We start from the raw sequence: 15638 nt of genomic DNA on the forward strand, positions 1-15638 counted from the left end.
AACAAAGGTTAAAAAAAAGTTGACCAAAAGTTGTACCTGATATTAGTATTTGATAGCTCTAAGGGGGGCTTTGACCCTTTAGTGTTAAATAAATAAATTAATAAAGTCATAACATGGATATGACCAGGGAGAATCAAATGTTAAATAATCAAGTTTCAAAAGCAGTTCGCTTAGCGATTGCTTTTGGTGCAGTGTCAACTGCTGCATTTTCTGCATCGACTGTTGCAGCTGAAGACAACAGTGCAGAGAAAGTTGAACGCATTCAAGTAACAGGTTCACGCATCAAGCGTACTGACCTTGAAGGTGCATCACCTGTAATCAGCATTACATCTGCTGATATCAAAATGGAAGGTGATTTCACTGTAGCTGACGCTCTTCGTTCAAGTTCATTGAACTCATTCGGCTCATTCTCAGAGCGTTCAGGTAGCTCTGCTCAGTCTCAAGCAACTATTAACTTACGTGGTGCGGGTTCACGCCGTACACTTGTGCTATTAAACGGTCGTCGTTTCCCAGGCTCACCAACATTAGGTGGTGCGTCAGCTAACTTAAATGCTATTCCTATGGCGGCAGTTGAGCGTATCGATATCATGACTGAAGGTGCATCATCTATTTATGGTTCTGATGCAATGGCTGGTGTTGTTAACGTTGTATTAAAAGACAATTATGAAGGCCTAAGCTTTAACGTTGGTGCTGGTCATCGTGATCAGGACGAGGGGACAACGTCTTCAGAGTTTTCTGTAGTAGGTGGTATCTCAAACGATAAAGGTAACATCACGTTTGCATACGATTACCAAAAACGTGAAGGTATCAGTGATGGTGCACGTGATTACACTAAAGCTAAAATCGGTGATTTAGATGGTGATGGTGATATCGAAGCATACACTGCAGATACTGTTGGTTGGTCGTACTTCGGTGCAACAGTTCTTTCTCCTGACTTCTCACAAGCAAAAGCATCACTATTATGTGATGACTTAATTGCAGAGTACGGTGAAAATACGTTCCGTCGTGTAGATGCAAATGAAGACTGGGGCCCAGGCTCTGAGTATTGTATGTATGCGTTTGGTAACGTATCTTACAACACAGCATCAATCGACCGTAACACATTATACATCAGCTCTAACTATGAAATTTCCGATAACGTAGAGTGGTTTGGTCAAACAATGTTTGTTCAAAACTCATCATTTGGTCGTTATGCTCCTCCTGCTGCAGAGTGGGAAAATATGTCTGCTGATAACCCACACAACCCTTATGGTGTAGACGGTGCATACGGTTTATTCCGTTGGGTTGGTATCGGTACTCGTGACGGTAACGTAGACGACTACAATATCGACTTAACTACTGGTCTTCGCGGTGACTTCGACTGGAACAATGCTTCATGGGAAGTTTACTACCACCGTAACAAAGCAGATAACAAATCTGTTGGTCAATACTACCTTTCTTATTCTGGTTTAGCATATAACCAAGCTAATGATATTGATTTAGGTTCAGATGAAGGTGTTGCAAACATGAAAGCAACAACACTTCAAGAATCTTCATCGACTTTTGACCAATACTTTGCAGGTATTGGCTTCGATTTATTCGAATTACCTGGTGGTCAAGTATCACACTACGTAGGTATGGAATATTTTGAGCAAACTTATGCAGATATCTACGATGGTCAATCAGCTGCTGGTTTAATCGGTGGTTCAGCAGGTAACTCATCACAGGGTAAACGTGATGTAACAGCACTCTTCTTCGAGTCAGTTCTTCCAATTACTGAAACTGTAGAAGTTAACTTAAAAGCTCGTTACGATGACTACTCTGACTTCGGTGACAATATTGCTCCTGCGGTATCTGCTCGTTGGCAAGTAGCTGATAACATCGTTATCCGTGGTTCATATTCTGAGTCTTTCCGTGCACCAGGTCTTGACCGTCTTAATGCTGCGCGTTCATTTTCAGCAGAAGACGCTATTGACTATAGAAATGGCTCTACAACAGAGCGTCAGTACAATACATACTATACACAAAACTCAGAGTTAGATGCTGAAGAATCAGATTACACTAACCTTGGTATCGCGTGGGACGTAAACGACAACCTTACTTTCAAACTTGATTACTTCCAGTTACAAATCGATAATGTAATCCAACAAAAGACATTACAAGCTCTTTTATCTGACGAAGCTGCAGGCCTAATCTCTGCTGTATCAGTAGATACAGATACTTCGAATGAGACTTTCTATCTGAAGCGTGCTGCATCTGGAACGCTTATTGAAGCAGGTACATCTTACTTTAATGGTGCTGGTTTCGAAATTGAAGGTATCGACTTTACAATTGCTGCAAATCTTGAAACTGGTTTTGGTGATTTCCGTTTCCAAAACGTGAATAGCTTTGTACTTTCATATGAAGAAGAAGTAGGTGGTCGAGTTCAAGATACATCTGGTTGGTCAGGTCAACCTGAGCTTAAGTCTGTTGCAACGGTTGCATGGTCTTATGAAGATCACTCTTTAGCATGGAACGCAACATTTACTGATAGCACAAGTGAGTTTGAAAAAGCTCCTTTAGATGCTGATGGTAATCCAATTGCTGGTGCTAAATATGATGTGTCTGGTCGACTTGATAGCTGGTTAGTACATAACTTAACTTATACTTATAATGCTGGTGCATATGGTGCTGTTACTTTCACTGTTAATAACTTAACAGATGAAGATCCAGTGCTATCATCAAATGGCACATGGGATGATCAAGACTTATATAACAACTTTGGTCGCGATTATCGTGTAAGCTACTCAATCAGCTTCTAATAAAGTTTTTTGAACGTAAAAAGGCTGAATTTTTTCAGCCTTTTTTATGGAATATGCATGTCGATCATTGGACAAAATATTGATACAAGGCTACCTGATGTCTTTAGCAATTATTTTAATAGTTTATTAAGAAGGAGAGTTAAACGTCTCGCCAAAACCATGATAATGAGCATAAAGTTCTTAATCTTAATCAAAGGTTTGTTTGTCATCACTTTGAATCAATTATTATTATTCCGAACTAGAAAACTCTCAGTATTGTTAGTAAGTAAAATCAAAGAGTGGTTGATATTGAAATGGGTTTTATAAAATAAGAAAGCACAGATATTAATGAGTGCTAATTGCATTGAAACAAGTTAGTTATTTGTACCATTTGAAATAATCTCTTATACTGGAATTTCCTGATTAACAATTAGTTAAGGCTTTTGTTTGGGTAAGATAACTGTCTTTATCTATATATTACTTTCATTACTTGTATCATTTAGTGCGAATTCTGAACAGACTGGTGCAACTTTAAAAGCAGGTATCGTTAGCTATAACTTTTTCCCGTATCATACGCGTGATGCTGATGGTCAGTTTTCAGGCGTGATTGTTGGCTACAGTAATGAAATTGCCAGCTTGCTTGGGGCTGAATTAGATTATGAAGTATATGCAAGTTTAAACGAGCTTTTAGATGCTTTGGAGGCAGGAAAAGTCGACTTTGCTGTTGGCTTAAATGAGACAAAACAACGCAAGAAGCATTTCTTATTTTCTACTCCGTTTATGGAATCGCCGCGCGGAATAGTGACAAAGCAAAAGATAGCCAACGATGCTTTAAAAAATTTGGCTAGCCTGCGCTGGGTTTGTATAACTGGCAGCTCACATTGTGAATATTTAGCCGAAAATGGCGCTCTGTTTATTAATCGCTTTATTCAACCTGAAGATGCATATAAGAAAATTGCTGATGGCACATTTGATGCGTTTTTGGGAGATTATTCTGCTTTATCTCATCAATTTAAAAATCGTACTCATGATAACTTAAAAGTAGTTAGCCCTATTTGGTTATCAAGTGAAACTCTGCATGTAATGTTCAATAAAAACAATACATTGCTACGTAACCAAGTGAATTCTGTTTTGACCTCAATATCTCCAACAACTAAACAGTTGTGGGAAAGTGCTGCGAGCGAAGAGTACTTAGCTGCAAAGGCATATGGGCAGTTTAAGCGCGATTTTAACCGTATTAATGCCGAAGATATTAATAATTATTTACTGACATTTTCATTTATTGATGGCATTTATCCACTAAATTCAACAAACAAGAATGGTGAGGCCAGAGGGTATTTAAACGATACACTGCAACTTCTTTCACAGCGAAGTGACTTTCAATTTAAGTACATACCAGCCGCTAACTCTAGCGAGTTAGAAAAATTATTTTTAGCTAATAAAGTTGATATTATTCCTACACTTACACCATCTAAAATAGATGAAGGTGTACTAATTGCTTTACCTGCTCACTATAGTTTAGAAATGGTGTTAATTTCTAAGCGTTCAAGAGAAATTAAACGGATAGGGTATTTTGAAACGTTTGCAAATCCATTAGAGAGGCTTGTGGTTAGTGAACAGCTTGATACCGTCTCATTCGATTCAATTCAAACTCTTTTTTATGCGTTAAGAAATGATAACATCGACGGCGTAATCTTGCCTCAAAGCATTGCCGCTTATCAATTAAATCAGTTTTATATTGGTGAATTTTACATCAATCCAAAATATCGTTATTCGCAGCCTATTTACTTTTTAGTAAATAAACACTTTTCTGAATTTGCCACTTTACTCGATAGTTTATTTAAAACATTAACAAGTAATGATTTTACTCATGTAGTCAATCGCCATGGTATTTTTAATATTGAGCAAGGCTACGATAAAAAAACGGTAAACACGACAGCAATTCTTGTTTTAATTCTGTTGGCAGTATCTGTTATTTACTTTATTAGCTGGCGAATAACAATTAATAGAGAAATAGCAAAACGCGAACACGCTGAACAGGTTGCACTTAGTAAACTTAACTTCACTCAAAAGCTGATAGATGACCTTCCTACTATGGTGGTGATACAGGATAAAGATCAACGTCGCATAATGTGGAATAAGGCTTATAAAGATAATTTTGCTCATTTATGGGATAAAGATAATCAATACCTACGTACTGATCTTGATGTGGTTAAGAAACTGCTTTCGCAAAACAGACAAAGTTTAAAGTCAGGAAAAGTGATAAATCAGCAAATAAACTACACCAATAATGAAGGACAAAACCTTGAACTTCTTTATACAAAAAAACCTTATTATGGTGTTGATGGTTTACTTGCAGGCATTATGACAGTAATTACGGATGTTACTGAGCATCACCAATTACAGCGTGAGAATAAATCAGTACAAAAACTACTACAAACAATTACCGATACTATCCCAGGCGGCGTTTTTCAGTACGAGTATTATGATAATGGTGAGGGTAGCTACACTTATATTAGCCGAGGCGCACAAGAGTTATTAGGTATTTCAAATACAACCGTTAATCGCCGAGGCATGACAGGTTGCATTTCGCCTCATATTGTTGATGAAGACAGAGTTAAAATTGCTAAAAGTTTTAAGCTTGCTAACAAACTTAATAGCATGATCGATATTGAGTTTAGAGTGAACCATTTAGGTCAGCAGATTTGGTGTCGATATATAGCAAATGCTGAGCCCAAAAAGCAGTCTTCGCAAGAGGGAGTTCGTTGGAATGGCATTCTATTTGACATTAATTTGCTAAAACGCCAGCAAGCAGACCTTACAAAGGCAAATCAATTAGCACAGCAAGCTGATTTAGCGAAAAGTCGTTTTATTGCAACCATGAGTCATGAACTGCGAACGCCTATTTCAGGCGTTAGTGGCTTTATTGAATTACTAAAAGCTTCAACGATGACTGATGAGCAATACCAATTAGTAGAGCACATTGATGGCTCTTTATTAAAGTTACGCACTTTAGTTGATGATATTCTTTATTTTGCAAATACTAATGCGGGTAATATCGATGTTGAAATACGAAATGTAGATTTAGAGTCGCATTTATGCCGAGTTATACGCGCTCATGAATATCTTGCTAAGCAAAAAGGCATAGAGTTTATTTTATCGTGGCGTACAGCGGCCTATAATTTAGCTTCTGTCGATATAAACCACGTGATGCAAGTTGTTTCTAACGTGCTAAATAATGCAGTTAAGTTTACCGAGCAAGGCACGATTAGTTGTGATGTTTTGTTTGAAAAAAACACCCTTAAACTTGAAGTATCAGATACCGGCAAAGGTATGACTGCTCAGCAACTAAAGCAAACATTTACCCCTTTTGAGCAAGCAGATAATTCTATTCAACGTCGTTTTGGTGGTGCTGGTCTGGGTTTAAGTCTTGCCAAGCAATTACTAGATGCAATGGAAGGTGAGATTAATATTTCTAGTACTTATGGGAAAGGCACCAATGTTTATATCACTGTGCCATTAACCCAAGTTAGCAAATCTAAGCTAAGTCTATCTTCTGTTACTTGGTATGTCTGTAGTCAAAATCAGCCTCTGTTAAATTGTTTAGACAGCATTGGTGTTCAATATAAGCAGCTAGATTGGCCATTAGATAAACATGCTTTTGAGCAGGCGAAAAGTATATTTATTGATGAGTGCTATATGGTGGAGCTTTGGGGTAACGACTGGCGAACAGAGATAAACCAAGCAAGCAATAAATACATTATTGTGTTAAGTCCGAATGGTACTCAAGCACCTGCAAAATGTAGCTGTCACGTATTAGCTGTAGACCCACTGTATCCAGATATACTAAGAGAGTTAATTGATAATATTCACACTAAAAGTAGTGAGCCAACCCGACTAGAAAATACTCCTGTTTATGGTCAAATACTGATAGCTGAGGATAATAAAACCAATCAACTATTACTTGAAAAGCAATGTCAAAAGCTTGGGATTAAGGCTGTAATAGTCGAGGATGGTTTCGCAGGGTTAAAAGCGCTTGAGAATAATCATTTTGACTTATTATTAACAGACTGCCACATGCCGGATTTAGATGGTTTTGGCTTAGCGAAAAGTATACGAGAAAAAGAGCAATTTAAGCATTTACCTATTATCGGTTTTACAGCTGACTCATCGAAAGAATGTCTAAAAAAAGCATTAGATTCAGGTATGAATAGCGTTCTTTTTAAGCCGTATAAACTAAATGAATTATATAATAGATTGGCTGAGTTTATTGACCTCAACACGAGTGATGTTGAAACCATTGATAATACATTTATAAATATACAAGGTGTTAAAGATAAGCAGCATTGGTTAACTGTTTTTGGAAATGAAAATGATGCAAAAATGTTAGCTGAGGTGTTTATAAACAGCTTACAAGAAGATGTGGATAATTTATCTACGCACTTAAAAAATCATGATATTGAAAAGATTTCTCGTTCAATCCATAAGCTTAAAGGTGGGATTGTTATGCTTCAATACCCACCGTTGTCAGAACTTATCGTGCAGACAGAAAATAGATTTAATCAACAACATGACACTTTGGTTGTCGAAGGTTTGATTTCAGAGCTACTTGACGTAATAGATAAAGTTAAGTTATGGCTTTAATATAATGAAAAGTGCTATAAAAAATAAGCATGCCATAGATTAATTTATGATTTAATTATATACTCATGAACGTTTAACATCTAACTTAAATTTTATATCCAAGAGAGCTCTAAATGAAAGAAATCCGATCTTTTGTTAAATCTGCGTCGTTAACTGAGCTTGAAAAAGCCAAGCAGCTAATTGACACAGCAATCGAGAAATATACTCAACAGCAAGAAGCTAAAAAAGAAGTACTCGATTTGTTAAAAGAAAAAGGACTTACATTAGAAGATTTACAAGATGTAGCAAGTACAGATAAGCGTACTAAAGTTAAACCAAAATATCGCATCGAGTATAATGGTGAAATCGTTGAATGGACGGGTCGTGGTAAACGTCCTAAAGCGTTCCAAGGTGTCGATCTAACTAAGCACTTGGCTTAATTTTTTGCTTTAAAGAATATGAAGGGAAGCGTATGCTTCCCTTTTTTATGTCGAATATTCCGATAAAATGAAGTACGTACTCAGACCCTACCAACAAGAGGCCGTAGAACGCACGGTTGCTCACTTTCGACAAACAGATGATGCTGCACTGATCGTATTACCAACAGGGGCAGGAAAAAGCCTTGTTATTGCAGAGCTTGCGCGCATTGCCAAACAAAAAATTATGGTGCTTGCACATGTCAAAGAATTGGTGGAGCAAAACGCAGAGAAGTATATGAGTTTTGGCTTTAAGGCGAGTATTTTTTCAGCAGGTTTAAAGCAAAAGTCTTTAACAGAGCAAGTCACCTTTGCAAGTGTGCAGTCCCTGGCGCGCAATACCGATAAGCTGAGTGATGCCTACTCTTTGTTGATCATTGATGAGTGTCACCGTGTCAGCGGTGATGAACAAAGCCAATACGGGCAGGTGATAGCGAGTCTAAAAAAGCAAAACCCCAACCTTAAAGTGCTTGGATTAACTGCGACACCTTTTCGTATGGGGATGGGCTGGGTTTATCATCATCATTATCACGGTTTTGTTAGAGGTGATAAAGATGCGCCATTTAAAAAGTGTATTTTTGAGTTACCACTGCGCTATATGATTAAAAACGGCTATTTAACGCCACCGCATGAAGTCGATGCTGCTATTAGTCATTATGACTTTTCATCACTACCGAGTGATTCATTCGGTCGATACAGTATCGAAAATATGAATGCATTATTGAAAGATAACACACGGGCAACAAAAGCTATTATCAAGCAAGTTATAGAATACAGTGAACAGCGTCATGGCGTGATGATCTTTGCCGCAACCGTGATGCATGCCAAAGAAATTACCGGTTACTTACCAGAGCAAAATACTGCACTTATAACCGGCGATACCGATAATAACGAACGTGACCGAATTATTAATCAATTTAAAGCAAAACAAATAAAGTATTTGGTTAATGTATCTGTGCTCACGACAGGCTTTGATGCTCCTCATGTTGATTTCATCGCGATTTTACGGCCAACCGAATCGGTCAGTTTATACCAGCAGATTGTAGGTCGGGGCCTGCGCTTAAGTGAAGGAAAAAAAGACTGCTTAGTGATTGACTATGCAGGTAATGGTTTTGATTTGTTTTATCCTGAAGTGGGCAGTAAAAAAGCGCAAAGTGATAATGAGCCTGTTCAGGTGCTGTGTCCGGGTTGTGGATTTGCGAATATTTTTTGGGGTAAAACAGACAGCGAGGGCAAAGTGATTGAGCATTTTGGCAGACGTTGTCAAGGCTTGCTGGACGATGGTGAAGAACAAGTACAGTGCGATTATCGCTTTCGGTTTAAAGAATGTGAGCAGTGTGGTGAACAAAATGACATTGCTGCAAGGCAGTGCCATTCTTGTGGTGCCATGATGGCAGACCCTGATGATAAACTACGAGAAGCACTAAATTTAAAAGATGCCTTGGTATTAAGGTGTAGTGGTTTGTCAGCTCAGGTGCTCGCAAAAGGTTTACTTAAAATTAGTTATTATGATGAAGACGGTGCAAGTTGTGATGAGGTATTTAACTTAGCAAATGACACCGGACGATTTATTTTTAATAAGCAGTTTGGTAAGAGAGCAGCACCAGGTTTTACACCAATTGAATGGCAAAGCGCTGAGCAGGTTGTAAATTTACAGCAGCAACTACTGGCCCCCGATTTTGTGATTGCGCGTAAAAATAAAAAATATGGTTGGAAAGTGGCAGAAAAGCTATTTGATTATCAGGGGAGTTTTCGTAAAGCGAATCAACTAAATTGATTCGCTTACAAAATTGGCTGGCAGGCTTATTGTTCTTCAGCCATTAAACCCCAGCCATCACCATAACCATTATGGCCATTAGCGATGCTTTCTAAGTATTGCTCAGTTTGGCTAAGTAAAGTGTGATCTGGCACCATCTTCACGCGGGTAATTACTTCCCACACCCCTGTATCTGGGCATTTGGTTAACTCTGTTGAAGGAGCAAGCTCATCACTTGTAATCGCTTCAGCAAATTTTTCTGCTTCAGGTTTTTGTTCAAAAAGGATATAGAAATCGATGGTTTGCATACTGGTTAAATCGACACCAGCTTCAGCTATTTCAGCTAATAATTGACCGTTTTCGTCATCAGGGAAGTGCATTTAGTCGCTCATTCATTATAAATCTAGGTATTATCCGCTATTGTAGCGAAAATAATTGTTTAACGCGTACTAATTTTAGCATTTCAATTATGTCGGTGGCTATTGCACTGTGCTAGTATCTTTTTGTACTCATTTTAGATTATGACTCCTCCAAAAAAGTAAGGATATTTTTTGTATACTCGGCATTTCTTTTTTGTCTTTTTGTTTATCTGCTTTTCATACAGCCAGCATGCATCGAGTGCTGCTACGGTTATTAAAGATTATAAAATTCAGGGGATCAGTGATGAGCTCGAAAAGAACGTTGAGCTTTACATAAAACAACTTATCGATGAAAAAACTTCCAAGGCATTAAAGCGTCATGCTAAAAGCCAAGTAGAAATGAGTTTAAAAGCCCTTGGCTATTACAAACCGACCATCAAAATTAGTTTCGATAACGCGCAGCAGCTATTAATTGTCGATGTTGAACGAGGCCCTGTTACCCGAATTGCAGATATCAACGTAACTATCACTGGTGCCGGGAAAGATGACGCTGAATTTATGTCTGCTGTCAATAGTATCAAAATCAAGCAGGGTGACTTTTTAAATCACGGTAAATATGAGGCTGCTAGAAAAGGTCTTGAAAGCCAGCTATTAGAGTTAGGCTATTTTGATGCGAAGTGGCACGAGCATAAATTGGCCGTATCGCTAAAAAATAATAGCGCAAAAGTCATTTTTAATGTCGATACCGGTCCTCGCTATCAGTTTGGTGATATCACCATTGGGAGTGAGACTCCCGCTGAAAAATACATTCGTTCGCTGGCGGAGTTTAAACAAGGTCAGCCATATAAAGCGACCGAGGTTTCTGATTACAACTTAGCGCTATCGAGTACCCCTTATTTTGCGAGTGTCCGTGTGTATGCAGATATTGCAAAACGTAAAGATAATCAAGTGCCTGTTAATGTTGATGTATTACATAAGCCAGCCAATAGCTATGAAGTGGGTGGCGGTTATAGCACAGATCTTGGTCCGAAAGTTCGTTTTAAGTGGACCAAACCTTGGATCACCGAAGATGGCCACTACTTAGAAAGTAACCTAAATGTATCTGAGCGCCAGCAAGATATATCATTGGGCTATACGGTACCGGTCGACGATCCTAATGATGACCTTTGGCGCTTCTCTGTGGGTTACAAGCTCGAAGACGAATTAACTAATGATCTGTACAGCAAAATATTAACCGGACAGTTGCAAAGGCAATGGCTAACCGAAGACGACTGGGTGCGTACGGCCTTTTTAAGACGTGATTATGAAACTTATCGTATTGGCGATGAGGAGCAAAGTGCAAAAATGCTGATGCCCGGCATCAGTTATGCGAAAAAAGATACCGAAGGGGGTACAACACCTTATGAAGGTTACCAATGGATGGTTTCGGCCGAATTTGGTTTAAAAGATATGATGTCTTCAACCAACATTTTGCGCTTACAACTGCAAAATGCCTGGCTAACTACTTTTGCAGATCGCCATATGTTGTTTTTAAGAGCCAACCTAGGTGCCATGCTGGTCGATAATATAAATGATGTGCCGTTATCACTGCGTTTCTATGCCGGTGGTGATCAGAGTGTACGTGGTTTTGCTTATGAATCTATTTCCCCAGAAGATGAGGAAGGGCGCTTAATTGGTGGTAAATATTTGATGAGTGGCACTGTTGAATATAACTATCAATTTGCTGAGCATTGGCGCGCAGCCTTATTTGTCGATAGTGGTACTGCGACTAATGATTTTAGTGATCGCGTCGAAGTTGGTGCCGGTTTTGGTTTTCGCTATTTAACACCGGTTGGCCCTGTACGTATCGACCATGCTTGGGGTTTAACAAAAGAAAGCAAAAGTACCCGATTAAGTATTACCATAGGGCCTGAAATCTAATGAAGATGTTAAAAAAGATAACCAAGGTTCTATCAATCACGTTGGCAAGTCTGCTAGTTATTGTGTTTTGTTTGCTATTCACCGCGCCCGGTAATCACTTTATTGCATACACAGCGAATAAGTTAGTTGATGGCTTAACAATAAAGCTGCCATCTGGGCGTTTTTTATATAACGATGCGTTTGATGTTCACTTTGAAAATCAAGGCATCAAGCTTGATGCAAAGCAGCTAAAAATTGATTTGTTCTGGTGGCGTTGTGATGGCATTTGTCTTGATAATTTAAGCGCCCAGTCGATAGATTTAAATATTAAAAGCCAAGCTGCATCAACTGAGCAGGGCTCTGAAACAGAGCCTGAAGTTGCACAAGCCGCACAAATTAGCTTACCAATGAAAGTTGCTGTTAAGCGAGTTGCAATTAATCGCTTTAATCTTGCGCATCCGAGTGCCGATGTAACAGTCAACAAATTAAACTTAAGTGGTCGCGGTGAAGCATCGGATATTACAGTGGATACACTGACCATTGCTGATGTTGCTGTGATGCTGCACGAAGCAAAAGAGCAGCCTAAATCAACGCCATTAACAGAGCTTCCAGCATTACCAGCACTTGATATTACGCTACCGATTAATGTTGAGTTAAAGCAACTTCAAATCAGTAAAGTTGCTGTTACTCCTTATGGCGCAGAAGAGGCTCAGCTTGTCGAAAATATTCAATTGGTAGCTTCAGCCAAGGGAAGCGATATTAATCTTCAAAAGCTTGCTGCAAGTTATCAGCAATGGCAATTGCACACCAATTTAACGGCAGCGCTTGCGGGTAAAAATACAGTTGAGGGGGCTGTGTCTCTAAATAGCAATGAGCATCAAGCTAAGTTATTAGTTTCAGGGCCGCTTGAGGATTTAAAGTTAGACCTAGTTACACAGGGAGCATACCCAGCAGAGTTAAAAGGGGCTGTGAACCTAAAACAAACAAATTACCCATTTGATTTAACTGGTCAAATAGCAAAGTGGCAAATAGCAACAGATACACAACAGCTGCAATTATCGGACTTTGATTTAAAAGCGAAAGGCCATGCCGATGATTATGCTGTTGATTTGAGCCTAGTAACGCAGTTAGATGCATTACCGGCAATGACTGTGAAATCGCAATTACAAGGTAGTTTAACAAACGCAAAACTTGAGCAGTTAAGCCTTAATACTAACGACAGTAAAGCAGAAATTAACGCATCAGTTGATTGGTCAAATGGCGTAAAAAGCCAATTTAAAGGGGTTTTAAGCCACTTAAAAGCCCAATATTTAACGGATGCACTAAGTAGTGATTTATCTGGTGAATTTAATGGTTCATTTAACTTACAAGCAGGTAAGTGGCAGCTTGCCTTAGATAATACGCAATTAAATGGCTCTGTGAATGACGTGCCAGTGACCTTGCTGTCGGATTTTGAACTTGATAGCAGCTTGCATGCGAGTTTTAATAAACTAGAAGTGAAAAGCGGTAAAAATGAAATTGCGTTATCCGGACAAGTGGATGATGTATGGCAAGTTGACGGCAAATTGCGTTTAGATGCAAGTGGTCAAGATATCTTGCCTATGCAAGGCAAGGGCTTTGCTGATTTGAGTTTGCGTGGTGAGCGTCTTGCGCCAACAGTTGATTTAAATTTAGTTCTTAATACATTGAGCTATCAAGATATTCAGGTTGATGGTTTAACATTAAAAGGGCAATTTGATTACGCTGCAGACTGGCAAACGGATGTGTCATTGGTGCTTGATTCTGCATCGATTAGCGAACACAAAATTAATCAAATTGAGTTAGACGCTAGCGGCGATAAAACAGATCACCATTTAACTTTTTTACTCGATGCAGACCAAGGCAAGGCGTCGTTTGATATTGACGGTAAATTTAATAAAGAAACCTGGCAAGGTGCGCTGAGCCAAATTCTTGTTACCGATAATCAGGTGCGCTTTGGCACTAATAAACCAGTTAATATTCAAGTTAATACCAAGACATTTGACTTTAATGTCGCTGCACATTGCTGGCAAAGTGATAACTCAAAATTATGCTTTGAGACTTTGCAGCAAACTAAGCAGTTAGGCCAGTTAAATGCACAGCTTGCAGCGTTATCGATTGCTGAATTTAAACACTTCTTACCAGATAACTTGAAAGTAATTGGCGATGCAAGCGGGGAGTTTGTTGCCAACTGGAATAATGGCGCACTAAAAACCATTCGTGCCAATATCAAAACTCAGCAGCTTGAAGCATCCTTAATCGATGGTGCAAGTGTATATAAATTACCGGTTGAGGTTTTAGATATATCGGCAATGAGCGATGCACAAGTCGGTAAACTTAATGCCACTATTGATTCATCCGTATTAGGTAAAGTAACGTCAGAGCTCAACATTGATGATATTCAAAATCAACAGACCTTAGCGGGCGACTTGGTTATTGAGAAAATTGAGTTAACAAACTTACGACCCTTTATTGCTTCACTTGAGCAACTAACAGGCGACATTAAAGGTCGATTAGCAATCGCAGGTACTTTAAAAGAACCATTACTCAATGGTGATTTTGATGTCGAAAAAATCAACCTTGAAGGGGCAAACCTGCCTGTATCGCTGCAAAACTCTTATGTGAACATTGCCTTTAATAACCAAAGTGCGAAGCTGACAGGTGAGCTTAAAGATACCGAAGGGGGCGCGCTTAATTTATCTGGCGGTATTGATTGGCAGCAAGATTTACCTGACGTTGACGTGAAATTAAACGGTAAAGAGTTTTTTGTGCGTGCCCAGCAAGATGTCACCTTTAAAGTATCGCCAGATTTAACTATGTCTTTGAAGAATAATGCGTTTAATCTTGATGGCCAAGTTGTAGTGCCATGGGGTCGTATTGCCATTGAAGAGCTACCAGAAGGCGCTGTACAAGTCAGCGATGATGAAGTCATTGTTGATATTGAGCAGCAACAATCAGAAAAAGTCCCCTTTGACTATGCCATAAACCTAAAGGTGTTGGTTGAGAATGATGTGCGCGTTGATTCATTTGGATTACAGTCTAAAGTTGAAGGTGACATTAACATCAGCATGGACCAAGTTACACCGATGATAGCAACGGGTGAATTGAACCTTGTTCAAGGTACCTATCGTGCCTTTGGGCAAGACTTGCAAATTCGCACCGGTCAGGTGGGCTTTAGCGGCTCTATTGATAAACCGTACCTAAACATTAAGGCAATTCGTAATCCGGATAACACATCTAATGGCGTGATTGCAGGTATTACGTTAACTGGTAATGTCGAACAACCTTCATTAAAAGTGTTCTCAGAGCCTGCGATGGACCAAGCCCAAGCATTGGCTTATTTATTAAACGGGCAACCTCTTGATGAAGGAGATAGCTCAACCGATGCGATGCTCACCCAATTACTGCTTGCCCAAGGTGTAAATCGCAGTGAAGGTGTGGTATCCAAAATCGGTGAAAGCTTTGGTTTGTCTGATGTCAGCTTAAGTTCAAGCGGCAGCGGGGATGACACCAAAGTTGAAATATCTGGTTACGTCACACCGGGTATTCAAGTGAAATACAGTGTCGGCATTTTTGATTCATTAAGTGAAGTGGCAGTTCGTTATCAATTGTTGTCGCAATTGTATATCGAGGTCACCAGCGGCCTTTATCAAAATGTTGATATTCTTTATAAATTTGATTGGGACTAATACATCTACTTGGCACCATAAATCGCTTTTATTTGCTTATTAAGGCATAAGTTAATAGG

General features: G+C 39.1%; 7 protein-coding genes. 6 read left to right on the forward strand and 1 reads right to left on the reverse strand.

Going from position 1 to position 15638, the window contains the following annotated elements; translation table 11 throughout:
- Nucleotides 1–137 precede the first annotated feature (137 nt).
- The 4 genes from NH454_RS16805 (at nt 138) to NH454_RS16820 (ending at nt 9635) form a co-directional block, all read left to right on the forward strand.
- Nucleotides 138–2780 (forward strand): TonB-dependent receptor, encoded by a 2643-nt coding sequence (locus NH454_RS16805; protein WP_253039708.1) that lies wholly within the window; start codon nt 138–140, stop codon nt 2778–2780.
- Nucleotides 2781–3206: 426 nt separating this feature from the next.
- Complete coding sequence (locus NH454_RS16810; protein WP_253039709.1) at nt 3207–7403, forward strand: transporter substrate-binding domain-containing protein; 4197 nt, start codon at nt 3207–3209, stop codon at nt 7401–7403.
- A gap of 113 nt (nt 7404–7516) precedes the next feature.
- Nucleotides 7517–7822, forward strand: a complete 306-nt coding sequence (locus NH454_RS16815; RefSeq protein ID WP_135925343.1) for an H-NS histone family protein — start codon at nt 7517–7519, stop codon at nt 7820–7822.
- A gap of 67 nt (nt 7823–7889) precedes the next feature.
- On the forward strand, nt 7890–9635 hold the full coding sequence (locus NH454_RS16820) for a DEAD/DEAH box helicase (RefSeq protein ID WP_253039710.1): 1746 nt from the start codon (nt 7890–7892) through the stop codon (nt 9633–9635).
- A gap of 26 nt (nt 9636–9661) precedes the next feature.
- Here NH454_RS16820 and NH454_RS16825 read toward each other — a convergent pair whose 3' ends face one another.
- Nucleotides 9662–9994 carry a ribonuclease E inhibitor RraB gene (locus NH454_RS16825; protein WP_135925338.1) on the reverse strand — a complete coding sequence of 111 codons (333 nt, stop codon included), beginning with the start codon at nt 9992–9994 and terminating at the stop codon, nt 9662–9664.
- Between the two features lie 201 nt (nt 9995–10195).
- Here NH454_RS16825 and NH454_RS16830 point away from each other — a divergent pair, with 201 nt between their 5' ends.
- Both NH454_RS16830 and NH454_RS16835 read left to right on the forward strand, forming a co-directional pair.
- Complete coding sequence (locus tag NH454_RS16830; RefSeq protein WP_235383617.1) at nt 10196–11893, forward strand: autotransporter assembly complex family protein; 1698 nt, start codon at nt 10196–10198, stop codon at nt 11891–11893.
- A complete protein-coding gene (locus tag NH454_RS16835) occupies nt 11893–15579 on the forward strand; it encodes a translocation/assembly module TamB domain-containing protein (protein ID WP_253039711.1) in 3687 nt (1228 codons plus the stop codon). The genes NH454_RS16830 and NH454_RS16835 overlap by 1 nt, the downstream gene beginning before the upstream one ends.
- Nucleotides 15580–15638: the final 59 nt, after the last annotated feature.

This window comes from Pseudoalteromonas sp. Ps84H-4 (genome assembly GCF_024124645.1).
Lineage (GTDB): Bacteria > Pseudomonadota > Gammaproteobacteria > Enterobacterales > Alteromonadaceae > Pseudoalteromonas > Pseudoalteromonas lipolytica_C.

Bases quoted from the DNA above. Each gene is read 5' to 3' on its own strand.
- NH454_RS16820 (WP_253039710.1), top strand. From the start codon at position 7,890: ATGAAGTACGTACTCAGACCCTACCAACAAGAGGCCGTAGAACGCACG.
- NH454_RS16835 (WP_253039711.1), top strand. From the start codon at position 11,893: ATGAAGATGTTAAAAAAGATAACCAAGGTTCTATCAATCACGTTGGCA.
- NH454_RS16815 (WP_135925343.1), top strand. From the start codon at position 7,517: ATGAAAGAAATCCGATCTTTTGTTAAATCTGCGTCGTTAACTGAGCTT.
- NH454_RS16825 (WP_135925338.1), bottom strand. From the start codon at position 9,994: ATGCACTTCCCTGATGACGAAAACGGTCAATTATTAGCTGAAATAGCT.
- NH454_RS16805 (WP_253039708.1), top strand. From the start codon at position 138: ATGTTAAATAATCAAGTTTCAAAAGCAGTTCGCTTAGCGATTGCTTTT.